20 protein-coding genes and 1 pseudogene are annotated in these 23,507 nt (G+C 71.4%); 17 read left to right on the top strand and 4 right to left on the bottom strand.

The features are described from left to right. Positions 1 to 152 precede the first annotated feature (152 nt). The 9 genes and pseudogenes from cimA to ACFWBQ_RS37485 all read left to right on the top strand — a co-directional run. Positions 153 to 1,778 (top strand): citramalate synthase, encoded by a 1,626-nt coding sequence (gene cimA / locus ACFWBQ_RS37525; RefSeq protein ID WP_385508338.1) that lies wholly within the window; start codon positions 153 to 155, stop codon positions 1,776 to 1,778. A 218-nt stretch (positions 1,779 to 1,996) separates the two neighbouring features. Further along, on the top strand, positions 1,997 to 3,031 hold the full coding sequence (locus ACFWBQ_RS37520) for a ketoacyl-ACP synthase III family protein (RefSeq protein ID WP_385508339.1): 1,035 nt from the start codon (positions 1,997 to 1,999) through the stop codon (positions 3,029 to 3,031). 90 nt (positions 3,032 to 3,121) lie between these two features. Continuing rightward, entirely contained in the window at positions 3,122 to 4,108 is a 987-nt protein-coding gene (locus ACFWBQ_RS37515) for an aromatase/cyclase (RefSeq protein ID WP_385508337.1), read from the top strand. Beyond that, positions 4,095 to 4,724, top strand: coding sequence for an antibiotic biosynthesis monooxygenase family protein (locus ACFWBQ_RS37510; protein WP_385508336.1), 630 nt, complete (start codon positions 4,095 to 4,097; stop codon positions 4,722 to 4,724). Before ACFWBQ_RS37515 ends, ACFWBQ_RS37510 begins: the two co-directional genes overlap by 14 nt. Positions 4,725 to 4,837: 113 nt before the next feature. Continuing rightward, a complete protein-coding gene (locus ACFWBQ_RS37505; RefSeq protein ID WP_383187603.1) occupies positions 4,838 to 5,029 on the top strand; it encodes an acyl-CoA carboxylase subunit epsilon in 192 nt (63 codons plus the stop codon). 127 nt (positions 5,030 to 5,156) lie between these two features. Then, the gene (locus tag ACFWBQ_RS37500) at positions 5,157 to 6,902 is read left to right on the top strand and encodes a fatty acyl-AMP ligase (RefSeq protein ID WP_385508333.1); all 1,746 of its coding nucleotides are present in this window, start codon (positions 5,157 to 5,159) and stop codon (positions 6,900 to 6,902) included. Next, on the top strand, positions 6,899 to 8,632 hold the full coding sequence (locus tag ACFWBQ_RS37495; RefSeq protein WP_385508331.1) for an acyl-CoA dehydrogenase: 1,734 nt from the start codon (positions 6,899 to 6,901) through the stop codon (positions 8,630 to 8,632). The genes ACFWBQ_RS37500 and ACFWBQ_RS37495 overlap by 4 nt, the downstream gene beginning before the upstream one ends. A 77-nt stretch (positions 8,633 to 8,709) precedes the next feature. Beyond that, positions 8,710 to 9,960: an acyltransferase domain-containing protein gene (locus ACFWBQ_RS37490; protein ID WP_385508329.1), complete on the top strand. Its 1,251-nt coding sequence runs from the start codon at positions 8,710 to 8,712 to the stop codon at positions 9,958 to 9,960. Between the two features lie 97 nt (positions 9,961 to 10,057). Then, positions 10,058 to 10,579: pseudogene (locus ACFWBQ_RS37485) on the top strand (4'-phosphopantetheinyl transferase family protein); the annotation flags it as partial. Between the two features lie 246 nt (positions 10,580 to 10,825). On the opposite strand, the gene ACFWBQ_RS37480 reads toward ACFWBQ_RS37485, so the two are convergent. The 4 genes from ACFWBQ_RS37480 to ACFWBQ_RS37465 all read right to left on the bottom strand — a co-directional run bounded on the left by ACFWBQ_RS37480 (position 10,826) and on the right by ACFWBQ_RS37465 (position 15,405). Continuing rightward, positions 10,826 to 11,440, bottom strand: coding sequence for a response regulator transcription factor (locus ACFWBQ_RS37480; RefSeq protein ID WP_329207379.1), 615 nt, complete (start codon positions 11,438 to 11,440; stop codon positions 10,826 to 10,828). A 27-nt stretch (positions 11,441 to 11,467) separates the two neighbouring features. Then, positions 11,468 to 12,679 carry a sensor histidine kinase gene (locus tag ACFWBQ_RS37475; protein WP_385508328.1) on the bottom strand — a complete coding sequence of 404 codons (1,212 nt, stop codon included), beginning with the start codon at positions 12,677 to 12,679 and terminating at the stop codon, positions 11,468 to 11,470. 90 nt (positions 12,680 to 12,769) lie between these two features. Beyond that, positions 12,770 to 15,043, bottom strand: coding sequence for a TOMM precursor leader peptide-binding protein (locus ACFWBQ_RS37470; protein WP_385508326.1), 2,274 nt, complete (start codon positions 15,041 to 15,043; stop codon positions 12,770 to 12,772). Further along, a complete protein-coding gene (locus tag ACFWBQ_RS37465) occupies positions 15,040 to 15,405 on the bottom strand; it encodes a hypothetical protein (RefSeq protein ID WP_385508324.1) in 366 nt (121 codons plus the stop codon). The genes ACFWBQ_RS37470 and ACFWBQ_RS37465 overlap by 4 nt, the downstream gene beginning before the upstream one ends. Before the next feature lie 266 nt (positions 15,406 to 15,671). On the opposite strand from ACFWBQ_RS37465, the gene ACFWBQ_RS37460 reads away from it, so the two are divergent. The 8 genes from ACFWBQ_RS37460 to ACFWBQ_RS37425 form a co-directional block, all read left to right on the top strand. Further along, a complete protein-coding gene (locus ACFWBQ_RS37460; RefSeq protein ID WP_385508321.1) occupies positions 15,672 to 16,466 on the top strand; it encodes a BTAD domain-containing putative transcriptional regulator in 795 nt (264 codons plus the stop codon). A gap of 80 nt (positions 16,467 to 16,546) precedes the next feature. Next, positions 16,547 to 18,136: an acyl-CoA carboxylase subunit beta gene (locus ACFWBQ_RS37455; protein WP_385508318.1), complete on the top strand. Its 1,590-nt coding sequence runs from the start codon at positions 16,547 to 16,549 to the stop codon at positions 18,134 to 18,136. Positions 18,137 to 18,400: 264 nt separating this feature from the next. Further along, positions 18,401 to 19,666 carry a beta-ketoacyl-[acyl-carrier-protein] synthase family protein gene (locus ACFWBQ_RS37450; RefSeq protein WP_385508315.1) on the top strand — a complete coding sequence of 422 codons (1,266 nt, stop codon included), beginning with the start codon at positions 18,401 to 18,403 and terminating at the stop codon, positions 19,664 to 19,666. Then, positions 19,663 to 20,877: a ketosynthase chain-length factor gene (locus ACFWBQ_RS37445; protein WP_329207368.1), complete on the top strand. Its 1,215-nt coding sequence runs from the start codon at positions 19,663 to 19,665 to the stop codon at positions 20,875 to 20,877. The genes ACFWBQ_RS37450 and ACFWBQ_RS37445 overlap by 4 nt, the downstream gene beginning before the upstream one ends. 96 nt (positions 20,878 to 20,973) lie before the next feature. Then, entirely contained in the window at positions 20,974 to 21,243 is a 270-nt protein-coding gene (locus tag ACFWBQ_RS37440) for an acyl carrier protein (protein WP_329207366.1), read from the top strand. 149 nt (positions 21,244 to 21,392) lie between these two features. Further along, positions 21,393 to 23,180: an acyltransferase domain-containing protein gene (locus tag ACFWBQ_RS37435; RefSeq protein WP_385508312.1), complete on the top strand. Its 1,788-nt coding sequence runs from the start codon at positions 21,393 to 21,395 to the stop codon at positions 23,178 to 23,180. Then, positions 23,177 to 23,404 (top strand): DUF6059 family protein, encoded by a 228-nt coding sequence (locus ACFWBQ_RS37430; RefSeq protein ID WP_385508310.1) that lies wholly within the window; start codon positions 23,177 to 23,179, stop codon positions 23,402 to 23,404. Before ACFWBQ_RS37435 ends, ACFWBQ_RS37430 begins: the two co-directional genes overlap by 4 nt. After that, positions 23,326 to 23,507: hypothetical protein (locus tag ACFWBQ_RS37425; RefSeq protein WP_385508308.1), on the top strand; the 182-nt coding region annotated here is incomplete at its 3' end. The genes ACFWBQ_RS37430 and ACFWBQ_RS37425, both read left to right, overlap by 79 nt.

The raw sequence follows: 23,507 nt of genomic DNA, 5'->3' as shown, positions 1-23,507 counted from the left end.
GCGGAGGGCCTTGGCGGACCGCTCCCGCCGCACCGTCGTGTGCGCACGGTCCATCACCGCTCGAGCCTTTCTCCGGCCCGCCGCCGGACCGTGGGGGAAGTATCCGGACAGCGGCCGGCCATCGCCGGCGCACACAGGACAAGGGAGGGGCGATGGCCGAGCAGAGCTTCCAGCTCTACGACACGACCCTGCGTGACGGCACTCAGCAGGAAGGCATGGTGCTGACGGTCGAGGACAAGCTCGCCGTCGCACGCCGGCTCGACGACCTCGGGGTGGGCTTCATCGAGGGAGGCTGGCCGGGGGCCGTGCCGAAGGACACCGAGTTCTTCCGCCGTGCCCGGACCGAACTCGACCTGAAGAACGCCGTGCTCGCCGCCTTCGGCGCCACCCGCAGGCCCGGCGTACCCGCCTCCCTGGACCCGCAGGTACGCGCCCTGCTGGAGGCGGAGACCCCGGTGGTGACCCTGGTCGCCAAGAGCCACACCGGCCATGTGCGCAACGCGCTGCGCACCACACTCGCCGAGAACCTCGCCATGATCAGCGGGACGGTACGCCACCTGGTGCACGCCGGCCGGCGGGTGTTCGTCGACGCCGAGCACTACTTCGACGGCTACCAGCTCAACCGCGAGTACGCGCTGGCCGTGGTCCGCGCAGCGGCCGAGGCCGGCGCGGAGACCGTCGTCCTCTGCGACACCAACGGCGGTTCACTGCCCGACGAGGTGCGGTCCGTCGTCGCCGAGACGCTCGCCCTGACCGGAGTGCAGCTCGGCATCCACTGCCACAACGACACCGGCTGCGCCGTCGCCAACACCATGGCGGCGGTGGACGCGGGGGCCGTCCAGGCGCAGGGCACCGCGCACGGCTACGGCGAACGGTGCGGCAACGCCGACCTGTTCACCGTCATCGCGAACCTCGTACTCAAGCGGGGCCGCGAGGTCGTTCCGCTGGAGAAGCTGCGGGAGCTGGCCGCGGCCGGCCGGGCCGTCACCGAGCTGACCCAGGTGGCCGGCAACGTCGCCGCACCGTACATCGGCGGCTCGGCCTTCACCCACAAGGCCGGACTGCACGCCTCCGCCCTGCGGGTCGACCCCGACCTCTACCAGCACACCACCCCGGAGCTGGTCGGCAACACCATGCGCACCCTCGTCTCCGACATGGGCGGACGCTCGTCGATCGAACTCAAGGCGCGCGAACTGGGGTACGACGTCGAAGCGGGCTCCGACGAAGTGGCCCGCGCCGCGACCCGGGTGAAGAACCTGGAGAACAGCGGCTACAGCTTCGAGTCCGCCGACGCCTCCTTCGAGCTGCTGCTCCGCGAGGAGCTCGCCGGCGGCCCCGGGCCCCGCCCCTTCGAGGTCGAGTCCTGGTCCGTCGGGGTGTTCGGGGTGCTGAGCGGCGAGGTCCGCACCGAGGCCACCGTACGGCTCCTGGTCCAGGGCCGCAGCGTCACCGCGACCGGGCACGGCAACGGCCCCGTCAACGCGCTGGACACCGCGCTGCACACGGCCCTGGACCCCTGCTTCCCCGCCCTGGCCCGACTCGAACTGGTGGACTACCGGGTGCGGGTGCTCAGCGGAGAGACCGGCAGCGGCGCCGCCGCCCGGGTGCTCATCTCCTACCGGGACGGGGAACGCCGCTGGGGCACCGTCGGCGTGGACGGCAACACGACCGCGGCCAGCTGGCAGGCGCTCCTGGACGCGGTCCACTACGTCCTGCTCGACGGGCCGCCCGGCCTGGTCCGCGACGCCCCGCCCCTGGCCGCCGCCGCAACGGGCTGAAGAGGCTGCCGGGTGACCTCCGACCGGGCGGCCACGCCCTGGCACGTACTCCCCCAAGGCCTCAAGGGCCAGGGGGGACCCCCCTCGGCGTTGTCGTCGGTCGGCGACGCTCCGCGTCGTCTCCCTCCTCCGCCTCGGAATCGCACGCACCGGACCGCGTCCGCTTCCCGGCCCGAGGTCCCCCGACAGCCTCTGCCCCGACCTTCCTTGGAGTGACAGTGCGTCTGGAAGACGTCTACATACGGGGGACCTCCACACGGCTTCCCTCCCGCATCCCGGTGGCCGACGCCGTCGCCTCCGGGGCGTGCCCGCCCCGGGTGGCAGCGGCCACCGGCATGGAATCGGTGGCGTACTCGCCCCACGAGTCGGCCGCGGAGATGGCCGCGGCCGCCGCCCGGACCGCCCTGGAGCGGGCCGGCACCCACGGCGGCGATGTCGATCTGCTGCTGCATGCGGACACCTACCACCAGGGCCAGGACCTGTGGCCCGTCGCCTCCTACATCCAGCGTGAGGCGCTCGGCAACACCTGCCAGGCCATCGAGATCCGGCAGATGTCCAACGGCGGGCTCGCCGCACTCGATCTGGCCACCGCCTACCTCACCGCGGGCCACGGGCACAGCGACGCGCTGCTCACCACGGCCGACCGGTTCTGCGCGCCCGGCATCGACCGCTGGAACACCGACCCCGGCACCCCGTACGCCGACGGCGCCACCTCACTCGTGCTCTCCCGGCGCGGCGGCTTCGCCCGGCTGGTCTCGCTCGCCCTGTACGCGGACCCCGAGCTGGAGCCGCTGCACCGTGGCGACGATCCGTTCACCACAGCTCCGTTCGGCCATCGCATGCCCGTGGACTTCGAGGCCGCGAAACGGTCCTTCGTCGGCCGTGCCGGGATCTCGTACGCCATCACCCGGGCACACAACGGCCAGCAGACGGTCATCAAACAGGCACTGGCCGACGCCGGCAGCGAACTCTCCGAGGCCGACTGGGTGGTGCTGCCGCACTTCGGGAAACGACGCCTGACCTCCATCTACTACAAGCCGTTCGGTATCGATCCCGCCCGCACCACCTGGGACTTCAGCCGCACGGTCGGACACCTCGGCGCGGGTGACCAATTCGCCGGCCTGGACCATCTGATGGTCTCCGGCCGGGCGGCGCCCGGCGACCGGTGCGTCCTGGTCAGCGTCGGCGCCGGATACAGCTGGGGCTGCGCCGTCCTGGACATCCTCGAACGCCCCGACTGGGCCGCCGCATAGACGGGTCCACCGGTTCTCCAGTTTCGCTTGAGCACTTCATGTCAGCCTTGTGATCCGCCTTGCTGCGGACTGTCGAAGGGAAGGTCTGCCGTGGCGCCGACCGCTACGTCCGAAACCGAAGCACTCCATGTCACCGAGCACTCCATCACCGTGGCGGCGTCACCTGCCGCCGTCTACGCGCTGGTGGCCGATGTCGCCGAGTGGCCCCAGGTGTTCGGCCCCACCGTGCACGTCGAGGTGCTGGAGGAGGCCCCCGCCGACGGGGGTGAGCAGCTCCTGCGTATCTGGGCCGTCGCCGGTGACAAGGTCCGCACCTGGACCTCGCGCCGGGTCCTGGACCCGGCAGCCCGGACCATCACCTTCCGCCAGGTCGTCACGGCCGCACCCGTCGCCTCGATGGGCGGCGAGTGGCGCGTCCAGGAGCTCGAGGACGGCACCACCCGGGTCACGCTGCTGCACGACTACCGGGCCGTCGACGGCGACCCGGCCGCGGAGGAGCTCATCGAGAGTGCCGTCGACGGCAACAGCCGCGCCGAGCTCCTCGCTCTCAAGAACACCGCCGAGCAGGGCGACGCCCGCGAGGAACTCCACTTCACCTTCAGCGACTCCGAGACCGTGTTCGGGGCGGCCGGCGACGTGTTCGCCTTCCTGAACCGCGCAGACCTGTGGCCCGAGCGGCTGCCGCACGTGGCGCGCCTCGACCTCACCGAGGACGAGCCGGGTATCCAGCACATGGACATGGACACCCGCAGCCCGGACGGCTCCACGCACAACACCACCTCGGTCCGGGTCTGCTTCGAGGACCGCGACGTCATCGTCTACAAGCAGCTCCGGGTACCGGTCGCGATGGCCGGGCACACGGGCCGCTGGGTGATCGAGTCACTGGGGGACGGTACGGTCAGGGCCACCTCCTGGCACACCGTGACCCTGGACCCGGCCGGTGTACGCACCGCGCTGGGCCCGCAGGCCACCCTTGCCGAGGCACGCGCACTGGTGCGCAAGGCCCTCGGTACCAACAGCTCCACCACTTTGCGTCACGCCAAGCAGTTCGCGGAGGAAGCGCGTGCACAGTCGTAGTCAGGACACACCCGTCACCGTGGTCAACCGGTTCGAGGTGAAGGGCGACACCGAGCGGTTCGAGCGCGAGTTCAGGGATCACTCCCAGTACCTGCGCAGACGCCAGGACTTCGACTTCCTGGTGACCGTCCAGCTCGTCGAGCACCCCGAGGTGTTCGTCCACCTCGGACACTGGCGGACCATGCGGGGCTTCCTGAACACCGTCCACGACGACACCTTCCAGGCCCACGTCAAACAGCTCGGCCCGATGGTGAACACCGAAGTGGACCAGGCCGTCAGCGTGGCGCGGGTACTGAAGGAGAACGCCGAGGTCGGGGCGGAGAACGTGGTCCTGACCCGGGCCAGGATCTATCGCGACCCGTCGCTGTTCGAGCGGCGCTTCGCCGAGGCGGACGAGCACTTCGGACGGCTCGGCGGCTTCGGTGGCAGCGATCTGCTGCGCTCGACCCTTCGCCCCGACGTGTACACCGGTATCCAGTGGTGGCGGGACACCGACGACTGCGAACGCGCCCTGGCCGACGGCGGATACGCCGCGCTGACCGCGCAGATGCGGGAGCGCGCGGACGTCGTCGTGGAACGCACCCGCCACGTCGCGTACGAACGCGTCCTGAGCTGAAACCCCGCGCCACACCGCCTCCACCCGCGCCGGAGCCGAGGGCCACCAGGTCCTCGGCTCCGGCGCGTCCCGGGCGCGAGCCCGCTTCGAGCAGGTGGGAGCACGCTGTCGTCATGGCGAATCCGATGCGCATCACCGTGCTCCGCGGCCGGCCGGACGAGGCCGAGCTGGCGGCCGTGACCGCCGTGCTGCTCGCCCTGGTCCGCCGCTCCGGCGAACCGGACGAGGAGACCAGGGCGGCCTACGCCGGATGGACCGTCAAGCGTGGCGGCTACCGGCACCCGGTCACCTGGACCGCGCCATGAAGCGGCATTCGCCGTACATCCACGGGCAAGGTCGAGGACCCCTCAAGGGTGCACCCCTACCGTGCCGACAGCAGAGCCAGCCGTGGCCCGTCCCCGGGGACGGTGCCACGACATGGGAGGGGGAGGCGTGAGAGGTCACCGGACCTTTACGGAACACATCCAAGCCCAGGCCGCCGAGACGCCGGACCGGGAGGCGCTGATCCTCCTCACCGAGCGCGACGGCAGCCTGTGGCCGCAGACGATCGCGTACGCGGAACTCGACCGCTCGGCCCGTACCCTGGCGACCGCGCTGCGCCGGCATGTGCAGCCGGGGGAGCGGGTGCTGATCGCGCACCGCTCACGCGCGCTGTTCGTCACCGGCTTCCTCGCCTGCCTGTACGCGGGAGCCGTCGCCGTACCCGTCGCCCCGCCCGGCGGCCGCGGACACCACGACGACCGCATCGCCGGGATCGTCAAGGAGGCCGCCGCCGTCTGCGTGCTCACCTCCACCGACGAGGCCGCGGAGGTCTCCCAGCTGCTCGCCCGCACCGGCCACGGCGACGTCGTCTGCCTCCTGGCCGACGGCCCGGCCGCCGCCGACGCCCCCGAGACCTGGCAGCCCTTCGTCCCCGACCCGGACACGGTCGCCTACCTCCAGTACACCTCCGGCTCCACCCGCGACCCCCGCGGCGTGGTCGTCACCCACCGCAGCCTGCTCGCCAACCAGCGGGCCATCCAGGAGGCACTCGGCACCCGTCCCGGCATCCGGATGGGCGGCTGGCTGCCGCTCCACCACGACATGGGACTGGTCGGTCAGCTCCTGCACGCCCTGTGGCTCGGCGGCACCGCTGTGCTGATGTCGCCGGCCGCGTTCGTCAAGCGGCCCGCGAACTGGCTGGAGGTCATTTCGCGGTACGGCCTGACCGTCAGCGGCGCCCCGGACTTCGCGTACGAGCTGTGCGTGCGCAGGATCAACGACTCGCAGCTCGCGGGCCTGGACCTGTCGCGCTGGGAGGTCGCCGTCAACGGTGGCGAGCCCATCGACCCCGCCACCCTGACGGAGTTCGCCGAGCGCTTCGCCCCGGCCGGACTGCGCCCCGGAGCCCTGGCGCCCTGCTACGGCCTGGCCGAGGCGACCCTCCTCGTCTCCGGCACCCGCACCGCCCCGGCCGCCGCCGCCCGCACTGTCGACGCGGCCGCGCTGGAGGCCGGCCGGCTCACCGCGCCCACCGGCCCCGGCCGCACCCTCGCGCACTGCGGCCCCGCCGCGTCCGCCGAGCTGCGCATCGTCGACCCGGAGACCTGCCGCGAGCTGCCGGACGGCCGGATCGGGGAGATCTGGGTCCGCGGCGAGAGCGTGGGCCCCGGCTACTGGGCCCGCCCCGCCGAGACCGCGGCGGCTTTCGACTGCCGTATCGACGGCGGTGGCGGCGGCTATCTCCGCACCGGTGACCTGGGCGCTCTGCACGACGGTCTGCTGCACGTCACCGGCCGGCTCAAGGACATGATCGTCGTCGCCGGGCGCAACCTCTACCCGCAGGACCTGGAACGCACGGTGCAGCAGGTCAGCGGCCTCTTCGGGGCCGCCACCGCCTTCGCGGTGCCCGGCGCCCGCGAACGCATCGTCATCGTCCAGGAGCTGCGTGCCCGGAGCCGGTACGACATCGACCTGGCGGCCCTCGCCGCGGCCGTCCAGCAACGGCTGAGCGAGGAGTACGAGGTCCGTACCGCCGGGGTGCTGCTCGTACGGCCCGGCACGGTACGCCGGACGACGAGCGGCAAGGTGGAACGGGCGGCCATGCGCCGGCTGTTCCTGCGCGGTGAGCTCGACCCGCTGCACCAGCGGATCGAGCCCGAGGTCGAGCTGCTGCTGGCAGCGGGGAGGCAGCGATGACCACGGCAGAGGAGCGGATCGACACCCTGGAGCGGGCGTTCGGCTCCCTCGACGACCCCGCGAACCCGCTCGGCACCGCCGGCCTGCTCGCCGCCGACGCGGCGGGCGAGGTGCTGCCCGAGGCCGAGCAGGTGCTGGACGCGTTCGACCTCAACGCCGAGTTCGTGCCCGCCGATGTGGGCGGCAGGCTGGAGCGGATGGACGTGCTCGGCCGGATCCTCCGCCCCGTCTTCCGCCGGGACGCGTCCCTCGGCTTCGGCTACGGGCTCAACTGTTTCTTCGCCACCACCCCGGTGTGGACCGCGGGCGACCCCGGACAGCGCAGGCACGCCGCCCGGCTGCTCCTCGGCGGCCGGCGCGTCGCCGTCGCCCGGCACGAGGTCGCCCACGGCAACGACTTCGTCCGCGACGAGTTCACCGCACGCACCGTCCCCGGCGGCCTGGTCCTCGACGGCAGCAAGTCCGCCATCGCCAACGCCTCGCGCGCCACCGGCCTGGTCATCTTCGCCCGCACGGAGGGTGCCGCCCGCGGCCGCAGTCACACGGTGCTGCTGCTCGACCGTGACGAACTGCCCGCCGAGCGGGTCGAGGACCTGGCCCGCCGCACCACCACGGGCATGCGCAGCGCGGAATTCGGCGGACTGCGGATCACCGACTGCCCCGTACCCGAGAGCGCCGTGCTCGGCGAGGTCGGTGACGGCTACGAGCTGTCGCTGCGTTCCTCGCTGCTCATCCGGGGACTGATCCCGTCCATCGTGCTGGCCGGCGCCGACACCGCACTGCGCACCGTCGCCAGATTCGCCAACCGGACCCGGGCGGACGGCCGTTCGTCCCTGGACGTACAGCATGTCCGCGACGTGCTCACCGGTGGATTCCTGGACCTGCTGGTCATCGACTGCCTCGCCCTGGTCGCGACCAGGGCGCTGCATCTGCTGCCCCGGCAGATGAGTGCCTACGCGGCGGCCGCCGCCTACCTGGCGCCGAAGCTCGTGGCCGAGAGCATGGACGAGATGTCGTCGGTGCTGGGTGAGGAAACGTTCGCCCAGGACGGTGCGTACGGGATGTTCCAGAAGCAGCGCCGCGACCTGCCGGTCACCTCGCTGGGCCATGCGGGCAGCGCCGGCCGGCAGGTCAGCATCCTGCCCCAGCTCCCGTACTTCGCACGGCATGCCTGGTTCGCGGATCCCGAACCGCCCCCCGGCCTGTTCCGCCCGCACGAAACGCTGCCGCCCCTGGATCTGTCCCAGCCCGTCCTGCTCGGCGACGGCGACCCGCTCGCCGCGACCCTGGTCGCCTGCACGGATCTGCTCGAAGCAACAGGGGGGCCGGGCGAGGAGGGGGAGGGCGGTCCTACCCTGCGCTTCCTGGCCCGGGCGCTCACGGGGGAGCTCGTCGAGTTGAAGAAGGCGTTCGAGAAGGTGCCGCAGGGCGACCGGGAGGCCCTCTCCAGCCCGCACAGCTTCGGTCTCGCGGACCGCTACACGCTGGTGCTCGCCGGGGCGGCCGCGCTCGGGGTGTGGCGCGAACAGCGGAACGCGCCCGCCGATCGCGTCGACTCCTTCCTGGCCGCCCCCGCCTGGGCCACCGCGGTGCTGTACCGGCTCGTCAGACGGCTCGGGCTGCCGCTGCCCGACCGCCCGGCCGACTGCGAGCGCCTCGCGCTGGACGAGGTCATGGCCCGGCTGCACAACCGCCGCAGCTACGACCTCTACAGCTCGCCGCTCGCCTGAACACCCCCGGCCGCCACCCCCCGTACCCCCGACCGCCCCGGGCGCCCCCGCCCCAGAGCCCGACAGGGAGCAGACTCATGCAGGACCAACCGCCCCGAGCGCAGGACGACTTCGCCGTGGCCCACCGCGAGTGGCTGAGCGAACGGGTCGCGCACTACATCGGCCGCCCGGTGGAAGACACCGTTCCGCTGGCCGAGGAGGGCCTCGACTCGGTGGCCGCGCTCAGCCTCTACGGCGACATCGAGGAGGAGTTCGGCCCGCTCATCGAGCCCGACGACATCTGGGCCTACCCCACCGTGCGTCAGCTCGCCGACCTCCTCGCGATGCGGGACGTGAACCAGGGCGGCAGCCAGATCCGCGCCGCGTTCGTCTTCACCGGCCAGGGCTCCCAGCACCCGGGGATGACCTCCGGGCTCTACCTGAACTCCACCGGCTACCGCGCCTTCCTCGACGAGGCCGACGCCGCGATCATGCCGTGGACCAAGCAGTCCATCGTGAAGCTGATCCTCGCCGACGACCCGGCCATCCACCGCACCGCGCTGACCCAGCCCGCCCTGTTCGCGGTCGAGTACGCCCTGGCCCGGACCCTGGAGGAGGCCGGGGTGCGCCCGGTGGCCGTACTCGGCCACGGCATCGGGGAGTTCGCGGCCGCCACCGTCGCCGGGGCGCTCACCCTGGCCGACGCCGCGAAGCTGGTGTCGATGCGCGGTGCCTTCATGCAGTACCTGCCGCCGGGCGGCGGCATGATGGCCATCTGCATCACGCCGTACGAGGCCGCCGAGCTCGTCGCAGCCGAACCCGCCGTGGGCATCAGCGCCATCAACGCGGCGAAGGCGATCGTGCTCTCCGGCGACCGTGCCGCACTGGAACGCATCGAGACCCGGCTCGGCGAGCGCGGCATCCGCTGCCGTCACCTGGCCGTGTCGCACGCCTTCCACTCCCCGCTGATGGCCCCCGTGGTCCCCAAGTTCGAAGCGATCGTCCGGCGGATGCCCGGCGGAGCCGCCCGGGTGCCGTTCTACTCGACGGTGTACGGCCGGCTGGCCACCGAGCCGCTCTACGCCCCGTACTGGACCGAGCAGATCACCGCACCCGTCCGGTTCGCCGATGCCGCGCGCAGCCTGCTCGCACAGCAGGCGCCCACGCATGTCGTGGAGATCGGACCCCAGGCCGTCCTCACGCCGTATCTGCGGCGGATGGGCGGCGGACCGCGCGGTCCCGTCTGCCTGCCCGTGTGCCAGGGGCCGGCGAGCGACGCCGTGGACCTGGCAGGGGTGATCTCCGCACTCGACGCCGGGCCGCTGGCCGCGGCCCTGTCCGGAGCCTGAGGTGAGGGAACGGGTCGGGCGCCCGTTGCTCGCCGAAGGCCCCGGTGGCCCCTGGGGCGACATCCACGGGGAGCTGTCCCGTACCGGCAGTGTCGTGATGTACGCGACGATGCCCGCCTGGATTCCGCAGGGAGACACGGAGGCCGAACTGCGCCGGCAGCTGGGCCGGGACTGGCGTCGCTACGAGAACCTCTCCCAGCCCCGTATGCGCGAGAGGTTCGTCGCCTCCCGGCTGTTCCTGCGGCATGCCGCGGCGGCGGTCCTGCGCACCGGCCCCGACCTGGTGGACCTGGCGTACCAGCCGGGCGGGCGTCCGTACGTGCGCGGCTGCGACCAGATCGACGTCAGCCTCAGCCACACCGAGGAGATGATGGTCGTCGGCATCACCCGCAGGGGACGCATCGGCGTCGACGTGGAGCGCGCCGACCGGCGGCTCGCGCACACCGGCTCCGAGCGCCAGGCGTGCACTCCGTACGAGAAGGAGCGGCTGGACGCCGGCGGGGACGGGGCGCGCAACGACACCATGGTGCGGCTGTGGACGCTCAAGGAGGCGTACAGCAAGGCGCTGGGCCAGGGACTGCGCTTCCGTTTCACCGAGTTCGGCTTCGCTCTGGACGGCGACAGGGGCGGCGGCCGGGGCGGCGACGGCACCCGGCTGGTCCGGCCGGACGGCTCGCCCGTTCCGGGCTCGGAGTGGCAGTTCGGTACGTTCCGGGCAGGGGAGGGCTATGTCGTGAGCGTCGCGGTCTGCGACACCGGGTTCGGCGAGCTGGCGGACCTGTCGGTCGGGACCACCCTGGACGACGGCATGCTCGACACACTGCTGGGCGCACCCGGTGCGGTCCGCGGGCCTGGGCAGACGCGGTCAGGGGAGCCAGCCGGCTTCCTCGGCGATCCGGATCGCGTCGATACGGTTGCGCGCGCCGAGCTTGCCGACGATGGCCGTGAGGTAGTTACGGACCGTGCCCTTGGACAGGTACAGACAGCCGGCGATCTCGGCGGCGTCGGCGCCGCGGGTGGCGAGCCGTAGTACCTCCAGCTCCCGCGGGGACAGCGGGTTCTCCGGGGAGTCCCAGGCGGTCAGTGCGAGTTGGGGGTCGACGACCCGGCGTCCGGTCGCCACCGAGCGTACGGCCAGCGCCAGCTGGTCCGGCGGCGAGTCCTTGAGCAGGAAGCCCGAGACATGGGCGGACAGGGCGCGCCGCAGGGTGCCGGGACGCCCGAGGCTCGTGAGGATCAGCGTGCGGCAGCTGGGCAGCTGTTCATGGAGCTCGGCTGCCGCCGTCAGACCGTCGATGCCGGGGAGATCGATGTCGATCACCGCCACGTCCGGTTTGGACGCGAGCGCCGTCGCCACGATCGTGTCACCGCGGTCCACCGCGGCGACCACATGAAGATCCGGCTCCAGCTGGAGCAGCGCCACCAGCGCGCCACGGATCATGTGAACATCCTCGGCGAGGAGGATTCTCACGGACAGCATCGTTACCCCCGGTCAGATGATGTGAAGTCAGGCTACAGCGGATCTCTCCGGGGCCGCGGGCTCGAGTACGAAGAGCTCGCTGTCGTGGCTCTGGGGCCTGATCGGTGCCCATACCTCGAGTTGGAACCGGCCGTCTTCCTGAAGTCCCGCGGTCAGTCCGCCGCCTATGGCGGCGAACCGGCACCTCAGGTTGTCCAGCCCGCTTCCACCGACGGCCCGCGCGGAGAAGACGTCGGTCTGTTCGTGCGGACGGTCGTTGGTCAGGCTGAGGCGGACCGTTTCTTCGTCCAGCTCCGCCCTGATGGTGCAGACCCGGACCCGGCTGTGTCGCAGAATATTGGTGACTCCTTCGCGCAGCGCGGTGGCGAGCACGGTGTCGACCACCGGATGCAGCCGCCCGCACTCGACCGTGACATCCGCCCGGATGTCCGCGGCGGCGAGCACGGTCCCCGCCGATTCCGCCTCCTCGGACAGCGACATGTCGCGGTAGCCACTGGACACCAGTCGTACGTCGGCCAGGGCCTGGCGTGCCACCTGCAGCACCGAGGCCGTCTCCTCGCGGGCCTTGTCCGGGCGGCTGCTGATCAGCCGCTGGATCAGTTCTCCCTTGAGCGTGATGGCGGAGAGGCTGTAGCCGAGCAGGTCGTGCAGATCCCTGGCGAACCTCAGCCGTTCCTGCGTCACGGCCATCCGGGCCAGCTCCTCCCGGGTGGCATGCACCTCGTGCACCAGGTCGGTGAGACGGGTCAGGCCGTAGATGACGAGACCGGTGAGGATGCCGGCGATCGTGAAGTACAGCACCAGGTCGATCGTCGCCCCGGCCATCAGGTTGTACACCGGGATGAAGGCGATCAGCAGCCCGTAGCTGGGCCAGGCGTAGCGCGCCGGAAGGGTGAGCAGCAGCGAGGCGGCGAGCGGCCCCTCCATGCTTCCCCAGTTGGTGCCGAACCAGACGAGCGGGGCGAAAGTGAGCACCGCCTGCACGCCCAGCACAAGCGCTTTCCAGCCGGTCGGCCAACGCCGGGCTTGCGGTGAGGACACCGCCAGCTGTACGCCGAACACCGCCAGAACCAGTCCGATACAGATAACGAGCTGTGTCGTTTCAGGACGGGTCCGCACAACATTGAGCACCGTCATGGTGCCGTAACAAACAAGAGCCACCACGATAATCGCGCGGGCCAGCCGGGGGGCCGGTGCCTGCGCCCGGGGTGAGAACGGAACGACGTTTCTCTTCGGCATCGCCGCCTCCTCGCCAAGGACCAACAGTGGCGGACGCATGCTATGTCTTCCGGTTGTCCGTGAGCCAGCGGATGTGGACGGCAGCCGGATTCAGACGAACAGCGGTACGGGGTTGATTTGTTCGTAGGAGACCGGGTGTTCAAGTCGTCCGAGTTTCACAGGTATGTCGAAGAGGCGGCCCGGGGCGAATCGGGCCCAGAAGTGCCGCATCCCCGGAATGATCACCTTCACTACGGGAAGTCCCACGTCGGGCCGGGTTTGGTCGAGAATGAGCATCTCCATTCCGTGACTCCGTACGAGGGTTTCGGCCAACTCGATGTCCTCGCGCAGATCCCCTCGGGCGGTGAAGATGTAGCTGTCGGGGGTGCGTGGGCTTTCGGCTGGATCCGCGCTGAGGTATGGCTGATTTTCCACCGTCGCGCCATGCCACCAGGAGGAGAGATCCCGGTCCGCGGAAAGGAGTTCGGGAGAGTTCTCCTCCGGAGGCAGCAGTTGGGCCATCTCCGTCACTGCTCTTCGCAGTGCCAGCCGTGGATCGAAATGAGCCCCGAAGCCGAAGGAAATGCCCTCGGCGGCCCGGTCGGTGCGCCGGGACAGTGCGGCCATCACCGGAATGCCGAAGTCCGCGGTGAGATCGAGCACCCAGATGTCCCGGTGCAGCCGCGCGTACGCCTGCCGGGTCCCGGCCAGCCACGGCTCGTCGAACGCGTCGAGGTCCACCGCGGGCTGCCGGGTGCGGTTGTACCACCACAGTGCGACCGCGTCCCGCTCCACCACCTCCAGGAAACCCTGGACGACGGCGTCCTCCGGACTGCTGCCCGCGGCATTGCCGTTGGAGTCGGCCCAGGGAGCGGCGGGTACGCCGTTCGGCCCGGGGCCGAAGTAGAGCATGGAGGTGGGCAGCAGGCGCTGGGTGTTGGAGGTGAGTGACCAGACCGGGGTCCAGTCGGCCGGTGCCTGCGGGTCGAACGGGGGCGGGACCTGCTGGAAGCGGGAGTGCCGGGCGTTCCAGCGGTCCCGCTCCCTGAACTGGCGGCCGGCGAACAGCTGGCAGGAATTGGGGTGCAGGGCCGCGTCCCCGAGCCCGGTCAGGGTGTCGCGCACGGTGGGCTCATCGCCCTGCCGGGTTCCGCAGTAACGTTCCAGCGCCTCGCACAGGGCGCCCACCTCGGCCTCCTGCGGAGTCGTCCCCTTGCCGCCGCTCTGCCCCCGCAGCCCGCCCCGCAGCCCGGCCAGTGAACGGCTGTCGCCGAGAGCCATGTTGCGCCCGGCGACGTACCGGTTCAGGCCCTCCGGAGAACCGGGTGCCGGGCGGAGTCCGGAGACGATGCCGGTGACCGGACCGGCGAGGTGCCGGTAGCGCGCGAGCACCGTTTCCGCGCTCTCCGCCCGGTGGTTGCCCCCCACTGTGTGCACCTTCGGGCTGGATCTCGGTACGAAGGGTCTTCGTACCCGCTCCGGGACGAGCCCCGGATCCCCGCACGTCGGGCACTGCGGGCGGCGGGCCACCGGATGCCGGCTGGTGTGCAGGGTGCGGGTGTCCAGCGTGCATACCGTCTGCTGGCCCTCGTACCGCATGCCCGCCACCCATTTCGTGGCCTCCAGCACCGCCGTGTGCAGCCCGAGCGCCCGAACGGTGGCGAACGACGCCTCCGGGACCGGGACCGTACCCGCGAGCCCGAGGGCATGCAGAACCGGTGCCCGGGAGGCCCGGTGGCCGCGCAGGCGGTGGGCCAGACACTCCCAGCAGGCACCCTGCTCCGACCCGAACACCGGGCCCACCCAGGTCTCCGCGCCGCTCGGCTTGGCCAGCAGCCAGGCCCGGCCCGACTCCCGGTGCCGGGCGTCGATCTCGGCCAGCCGGGGGTCCAGGTAGTCGTCGCACAGGACGAGAGAGAGCGCCGCCGGCTCCTCCTCGTCCGGTCCGGCCACCCGCAGTCCGGCGGCCAGGCACTCCGCCCTGGCCGCCCGGGGGTCGGCCCGTCCGAGGGTCACCAGTTCCACCGGCGTCCTACGGAACGACGCGGAGGCGCTGGGACCGTCGATGCCGGCGAACTCCCAGTACGCCTCCGTACAGGCGTCGGTGGCCGGGTCGTGATAGCCGATCAGATCGGCCCGGGCGAGTTCCGCGATCATGCGGGCCGCAGTGGCGGGCGGCAGGGTCGCCGCCGCGTCCCGCAGCACACCGGCCAAGGTGCGGGTGCCGTCCAGCAGGGCCGCGAGCTCCTGAACCTCACGCCCCTGCAGGGCCGTTGTGCCCTGCTCCGACAGCAGGTAGACGGCGTCCCCCTCGACCGCCTCCACCCGCAGATGCCTCTTGAACCCCACGGGCAGCTCGGTGCCCGTCCCCCCGGTCATGGTCATGCAAGCGCCGACCCGGTCTCTTCCCCGGGCAGGGGTGCCATGCCGCTGTAGCACCCGTAGAGCGTGGCGGTGCCCGGCCGGTCCAGGTGGTCGATCACCAGGTCCCGCCCCGTACCGCCGGGCGTGCTGTTCTTGTACGCGTCGCCGAGCACGAGCCCGAACATGTCTCCGTAGACCGGCTCCGTCGCCGGGAGGCCGAACTCGGCGAGTACGGAGACGGGGTCGCTCGTGTAACGCTGCGCCAGCTCGGGCTCGAGGCCGGCCCGGGCCGTCAGCAGGGCGAGCCGGTGATCGGACGGGATCGGCTGGGTGGCCGTGCCGGCCGGGGCGTTGTGTGCGGAGACGTGCATGGTGATGTTCATGGAGTTCCCCCTCCAGGGTCCGTGATACGAGACCGGATGCGTTTCCGTCGTTCACTCGTTTCCCGAGTGCCAGGATTCTGCGTCCCGCCGCACCGCACAGCACAGTGCGAGGCTCACCACCGGGGCATGACATTTTCATGTGCGCCCACGTGACCACCTCACTGGGACTCGAACGTCGCAGGTGTCAGGCTCGGCCAAGACTCCGCAAGCTCATGCCGGTCCACCACCGGGCCGGCCGCGCAGCGCACGAAAGGGAGGGCGCAATCATGGAGATCAAAGTCCTGGGACCGCTGACAGCCCGTGAGAACGGGGTGTCCGTCGTGCCCACCGCGGCCAAGCCGCGCCAGATCCTGTCCCTGCTCGCCCTGCAGTCCGACCGGGTCGTGACCGTGGCGACGCTGATGGAGGAGATCTGGGGCGAGGACATCCCGCGCAGCGCGGCCACCACCCTGCAGACCTACATCCTCCAGCTCCGCCGCAAGATCGCGGCAGCGCTCGACGGGGACCCGGCCCGCCAGGCCAAGGACGTCCTGATCACCCAGCACGGCGGCTATCTGCTCCAGGTGCAGCCGGGCCAGGTGGACGCCCACGAGTTCAGCCAGCTCACCGCCTCCGGGCGGGCCGCGCACGAGGCGGGCGACCACTACGCCGCCTCCGACCTGCTGGGCCGGGCCCTCAAGATGTGGCAGGGCTCCGCACTCGTCGACGTACGCATCGGCACCGTGCTGGAGCTCGAGGTGCTCCGCATGGAGGAGGACCGGATGGCGGCCCTGGAGCGGCGCATCGACGCCGACCTCATAATCGGCCGGCACACGGAGATCGTGCCCGAACTGCGGGTCCTGGCCGCCAGGCACCCGATGCACGAGAACTTCTGCGCCCAGCTGATGACCGCACTGCACCGCTCGGGCGGCGCCTGGCGGGCGCTCGAGGCCTACCAGCGGCTGCGCGTGACGCTGGTCGACGAGCTCGGACTGGAGCCCTCGGCCCGGCTGCAACGCCTCCACCAGGCTGTTCTCTCCGCAGACCCCGCGCTCGACCTCCCGGTCCCGGCCTCCGGCTGACCTTTCGGCGAGAGCTCCTCCCGTACGTCCTCGCAGGAGCTCTCCAGTACGTCTCTAGCCGGCGTTCCTACGTTCGGCCGATGACGATCCTTGACGACCTGACGGTCGCACCGGCCGCACCCGACCTGCGACGCGCCGCCGCTGAACTGCGCCGGCTCAAGGAGGAAGTGAGCCGCGGGCCTGACCCGGCGGCCACTCGGCGGCAGCACGACAAGAACAAGCTCACCGCACACGAGCGGCTGGAACTCCTCTTCGACGAGGACACGTTCACCGAGATCGAGCCGCTGCGCCGGCACCGTGCCTCCGGCTTCGGTCTCGAGGCACGCAAACCGCACGGCGACGGCGTCGTGATCGGCTGGGGGCTGGTCCACGGCCGGACGGTGTTCGCCTACGCGCACGACTTCCGCGTCTTCGCCGGCGCCCTGGGCGAGGCGCACGCCGCGAAGGTGCACAAGGTGATGGACCTCGCGGAGGCTGCGGGCGCACCGCTGGTGAGCCTCAACGACGGGGCGGGCGCCCGTATTCAGGAGGGTGTGACGGCGCTCGCGGGCTACGGCGGGATCTTCCGCCGCAATGTCGCGGCCTCCGGGGTCATCCCGCAGATCAGTGTGATGCTCGGCCCGTGCGCCGGGGGAGCCGCGTACTCGCCGGCGCTCACCGACTACGTCTTCATGGTCCGGGACTCGGCGCAGATGTTCATCACCGGACCCGACGTCGTGCAGGCGGTGACGGGCGAGAAGATCACCCACAACGGCCTGGGCGGCGCCGATGTGCACGCGAGCGTCTCGGGTGTCAGCCACTTCGCGTACGACGACGAGGCGACCTGCCTGGAGGACGTACGGTTCCTCATCGCACTGCTGCCGTCCAACAACCGTGAGATGCCCCCGGTGGTGCCCTGCGAGGACCCCGCCGACCGGCGCACCGACGCCCTCACCGACCTGGTGCCGGCCGACCCCGGCCGCAGTTACGACATCCGCACGGTCATCGAGGAGATCGTCGACGACGGGGAGAGCTTCGAGGTCCACGAGGCGTGGGCGCCCAACATCGTGTGCGCGCTCGCCCGCCTGGACGGCCACCCGGTGGGCATCGTCGCCAACCAGCCCGCGGCCCTGGCCGGGGTTCTGGACATCCATGCCAGCGAGAAGGCCGCACGATTCGTCTCGACGTGCGACTCCTTCAACATCCCGCTGGTCACCCTCGTCGACGTGCCCGGCTTCCTGCCCGGCGTCGACCAGGAGCACAACGGCATCATCAGGCACGGCGCCAAGCTCCTGTACGCGTACTGCAACGCGACCGTGCCGCGTATCTCCCTCGTCCTGCGCAAGGCCTACGGCGGCGCGTACATCGTCATGGACTCCCGGTCCATCGGCGCAGACCTGGCCTTCGCCTGGCCGACGAACGAGATCGCCGTGATGGGTGCGGAGGGCGCGGCCAACGTCATCTTCCGCCGGGAGATCGCCGCGGCCGACGACCCGGAGGCGCTGCGGGCGCAGCGCATCGACGAGTACCGGACCGAGCTGATGCACCCCTACTACGCGGCCGAACGAGGCCTCGTGGACGACGTGATCGACCCCGGTGACACCCGTCGGATCCTCATCCGGTCCCTGGCCATGCTGCGCACGAAGCATGCCGAAGTGCCGTCCCGTAAGCACGGGAATATCCCCACATAGTGGGGTGATTCGACAGATCCACGCACACGCGAGTCCCGGTCTAGGGCACAGACGTTCCATGGCTGCACCGGAAACGGCGGCCCGCTACGAGCGAGCGGCCGGCCGGCCCGGCCGGCCGGGGGGTTCATAACCCGAACCGCCCCGGCCGCCGATATCGACTCACGATCAGCAGTGACACGGACGAAGGGATCGACAGTGACCCCCACAGTGCCAACCGGCAGGTGCGCAGAGCCGCACCCGGCCCCGTCGAAGGCCAGGTAGACCATGCGCAGAGTCGCCATCACCGGCCTGGGCGTCGTGGCCCCCGGTGGGGTCGGTGTCAAGGAGTACTGGAACCTGCTCACGGCGGGCCGTACGGCCACCCGCAGGATCTCCTTCTACGACCCCTCGCCGTTCCGTTCGCAGGTCGCCGCCGAGTGCGACTTCGACCCCAGGGCCGCCGGGCTCTCCCACCAGGAGATCCGCAGACTCGACCGGGCCTCCCAGTTCGCCGTCGTCTCCACCCGGGAGGCCATCGCCGACAGCGGCCTCGACCTCTCCGCCCTCGACCCGGGCCGCATAGGCACCGCGGTGGGCAGCGCGGTCGGCTGCACCACCAGTCTGGAACGCGAGTACGCGGTCGTCAGCGACGGCGGCCGCAAGTGGAACGTGGACCACGAGTACGCCGTACCCGAGCTGTACCGGCACTTCGTACCCAGCTCCATCGCCGCCGAAGTCGGCCTGGCAGCAGGCGCGGAGGGCCCTGCAGCGGTCGTCTCCACCGGATGCACCTCCGGTCTCGACTCGCTGGGCCACGCGGTGGAACTCATCCGCGAAGGCACCACCGACATCATGATCGCCGGTGCCACCGAGGCCCCGATCTCACCGATCACCTCGGCCTGCTTCGACGCCATCCACGCCACCACCCCTCGCAACGACACCCCGGAGAGCTCCTGCCGGCCCTTCGACCGGACCCGCAGCGGACTCGTCCTCGGCGAAGGCGCGGCGATCCTGGTCCTGGAGGAGCTGGAGAGCGCACGGCGGCGCGGCGCCCACATCTACGCCGAGATCGCGGGCTTCGCCTCCCGCTGCAACGCCTACCACATGACCGGCCTCAAGCCGGAGGGCCTCGAGATGGCGGAGGCCATCGACGTCGCCCTGGCCGAGGCCCGCCTCGCACCGGACACCGTCGACTACATCAACGCACACGGCTCCGGCACCAAGATGAACGACCGTCATGAGACCGGCGCGTTCAAGCGCAGCCTCGGGGAGCACGCGTACCGCACCCCGATCAGCTCCATCAAGTCGATGATCGGGCACTCGCTCGGCGCCATCGGCTCCCTGGAGATCGCCGCCTGCGCCCTCGCGATGGAGCACAGCATCCTTCCGCCCACCGCGAACCTCCACGAGCCCGACCCCGAGCTCGACCTCGACTACATCCCGCTCGTCGCCCGCGAGAAGAAGACCGACGTGGTCCTCAGCGTGGGCAGCGGCTTCGGCGGATTCCAGAGCGCCATGGTGCTGGCCCGCCCGGAGAGGAGCACCTCATGACCACCGCAGTGGTGACCGGCCTGGGCATCACCGCCCCCAACGGCCTGGGAACCGAGGACTACTGGAAGGCCACGCTGGCCGGCGAGTCCGGTCTCGGACCCGTCACCCGCTTCGACGCCACCCAGTACCCCTCCCGGATCGCCGGGGAGGTCAGCGACTACGTCGCCGAGGACCACATCCCCAGCAGGCTGATGCCGCAGACCGACCACATGACGCGCCTCGCGCTGACCGCGGCCGACTGGGCCCTGGCCGACGCGGGCATCGACACCACCGAACTGCCGGAGTACGGCATCGGCGTGGTGACCGCCGCGTCCGGCGGAGCCGTCGAGTTCGGCCAGCGGGAACTGCAGAACCTCTGGAGCAAGGGCAAGGAGTACGTCAGCGCCTACCAGTCGTTCGCCTGGTTCTACGCCGTCAACACCGGCCAGATCTCCATCCGGCACAAGCTGCGCGGACCGAGCGGCGTGCTGCTCACCGAGCAGGCCGGCGGCATCGACGCCCTCGGCCACGCCCGCCGCCACATCCGCAAGGGCTTCCCGGCCGTCATCTCCGGCGGCATCGACGCGGCCATCTGCCCCTGGGGCTGGGTACCGCAGATCGCCTCCGGCCTGATGAGCACCGTCAACGACCCGGCCCGCGCCTATCTGCCCTTCTCCGAGGAGGCCGGCGGATACGTACCCGGCGAGGGCGGCGCGATCCTCCTCGTCGAGGACGCCGAGTCGGCCCGTGCCCGCGGTGCCGCCACGGTCTACGGGGAGATCGCCGGATACGCGGCGACCCTCGACCCGGCCCCCGGAACGGGCAGACCGCCCGGTTTGCGCAGAGCCGCCGAGAACGCCCTGGCCGACGCCGGGATCACCGCCGCCGACATCGACGTCGTCTTCGCCGACGCCGCCGGCGTACCCGAGCTCGACCGGGCCGAGGCCCAGGCCCTCACCGAGATCTTCGGTGCGAACGGGGTCCCCGTCACCGCACCGAAGACCATGACAGGGCGCCTGCTCGCCGGGGGCGCCGCCCTCGACGCGGCGACCGCACTGCTCGCCCTGCGCGACGGTGTCATCCCGCCCACCGCCAACGTCGGCGCCGCAGCCGCGGGCCACACCATCGACCTGGTGACCGAGGCACGCGAGGCCGGACTGCGCAACGCGCTCGTCCTCGCACGCGGCCACGGCGGCTTCAACGCGGCACTCGTCGTACGCCGCCCGGGCTGAAAAGCCACACGAACCCCACGCACCACAGGCACCCCCACCAGCACCACCGGCACACCCGATCAACCCATACGCCCAACCGAGAGGACGGCACCGACCATGAGCACCACGACCGCCACAGTGACCCTGGCCGACCTGACCCGCATGCTGCGCGAGAGCGCAGGCGAGGAGGAGGGCATCGACCTCGACGGTGACGTCATCGACACCCCGTTCATGGAGCTCGGCTACGACTCCCTCGCACTGCTCCAGGTCATCGGGCAGATCCAGCGCGAGTACGGCATCGAGATCCCCGACGACGCCGTCGTCGACGCCGAGACCCCGGGTGCCCTCCTCGCCCTCATCAACTCCGGCCAGGCGCCCGCCGCCTGAGCCGGCCCCCTACGGCCGTCCCGCCTTCCGTCCCCCCGGGGCGGGGCGGCCGTCACTGCGCCGTACCACCCGGATTACTCCTTATTGCCCCCTTATTGCCCCCATAAGCACCGAGTGGGGCCGGAGCCGCGGCCCACGAGGAGGGAACCATGTCGCTCACGAACCGGAGTGCGGTGGTCCGCCGGCTGATCGTCAGCCCCGGCTCCGCGCCCCAGCAGCACGCACGGGCTATGGCCTCGGCCGCCGGCGTATCGGCGGTGCTGCGCGCCTTCGGCCGTCCTCCCGAGGACCTGCCGGCCCGTACCGTCGTCCTCCTCGGCGCGGCCGTCTTCGAACCGGGCATCAGGCCCGAACACGAAGGCTTCACCGTCCGTACCGCATCCACCCCCGGCCGTGCGCTGCGCCAGGCCCACCGGGAACTCCACGAGGGAACCGCCGACCTCGCCCTCGTCGCGGGCTTCGGCGAACCCGACCCCCAGACCATCACCGTGTACGCGGTCAAACGCGCCGCCGAAGCAGTGGCGGAGGGCGACAGCGTCCTCGGCGTACTCGACGTCACCGGCCCCGCGGACGAGGACACCGCCCCGGCACTGCGGCCGATGCACCAGAACCCGCGCGGCACCGATCCCGACCGCCACCGCCTCGTCCTCTGGTCGGGCCGGAACGCTGCCGACGAGGAACGGGTACGCGGCGAACTCCTGCCGATGCTCAGCGGCGTACACCGCGAGATCTTCCCCGCCCTCCCGACCACGGTGCCCTGCGGCACCGCACCCGGCCCGGTACGCGGTGCGGCCGTCACCGTCTCCGCCCTCGCCTCCCGTGCCGTACACAAGGCCCGCACCACCGACGCCTCACGCCCCCGGCCCATCGCCCTGCTCTTTCCGGGCCAGGGCTCCCAGCACGCCGGGATGGCAGCCGGCCTCTACCGCCGCGAACCCGTCTTCACGGCGGCGGTCGACGCGGCCCTCTCCCACATGGGCGAGGAGGGCCCCCGTATCCGCGCCGACTGGCTCGACCCCACGCGTGCCTCCATCGGCATCGACGACGTACGCCGGGCCCAGCCCCTCCTGTTCGCGATCGACTACGCGCTCGGCCGCCTCGTACTCAGCTGGGGCGTCCGCCCGACGGCGTTCCTCGGCCACAGTGCGGGGGAGCTCGTCGCCGCGACCTTCGCCGGAGTCGTATCCCTGAGCGACGCGGCCCGGATGGTGCAGGCCCGGGTCCGGGAGGCCGTGAAGATCCCGGCGGGCGGCATGCTCGCGGTCGCCGCGAGTGAGGAGCAGCTGCTCCCGTACCTGACCGAGGACGTCGGCATCGCGGCCGTCAACGCCAACCAGCAGGTGATGCTGGCGGGTTCGAAGGGCCCGCTCACCGAGGTCGCGGCCCGCCTCAAGGCGGACGGACACACCGTGGTCACGGTGCCCGCGACCAGCCCCTTCCACTCCCCGGCGATGGCTCCCGCCTCCGACGCGGTGGAGATCGCCTACCGCGACATCCCGCTGCGGGAGCCGAAGCTGCCCCTCTACTCCGGCTACACCGGTGCCCTGATGAGCCCCGACGAGGCGCGCAGCCCGCGCTTCTGGGCCCGCCAGATCACCGACACGGTCTACTTCCGCAACGCGCTGGACGAGCTCCTGGCCGCCGACGACGTCCTGCTCGTCGAGGCGGGCCCCCGCCAGACACTCACCGCCTTCGCCCGCAGGCACCGCTCGCTCCGCCTGGGCGCCGGCGCGGTGACCCCGCTCCTCCCGGCCCGCGCCGGTACGCCCGAGGCCGACCGCCAGTCGGTGCTCACGGCAGCGGCCCGCATCTGGACCGAGGGCCACGACCTGGACCTGAACGCGGTGGCCAGGCTGTGGACCTGGAGCGAGGAGGAGCAGTCCGCGGGCACCGCGGCTCCCCGTGCCCGAGCAGAGGCGGAGGTGCAGCTCGCATGAAGTACGTGAGAAGAGCCCTGCGCGAGATCTACAGCTCACTGACGGCAGCGGGCTGGATCTGGCTGGGCCTCCCCACGATGGGACCGCCCGTGCCGATGGCCGCGACACGCCTCAAGGAACCGCCGGTAGGCCATCCGGAACGGCTTTGCCCGGACGTCCCGCTGACCACTACGGAACTCGCGCTGCAAAAACAACTCATGGCACCGATCGGGGAGCGGGAGTGAACGAGATTCGCCGCCTGGACCGGGTGATCATTCGTTTTGCGGGTGATTCGGGTGATGGTATGCAGTTGACGGGTGACCGGTTCACGTCGGAGACGGCGTCGTT

Origin of the sequence: Streptomyces sp. NPDC060035, from assembly GCF_042736635.1 — a bacterium.
Lineage (GTDB): Bacteria > Actinomycetota > Actinomycetes > Streptomycetales > Streptomycetaceae > Streptomyces.
Note: the sequence above shows the minus strand (reverse complement) of the source record. Positions and strands in the feature narration are given on the sequence as shown.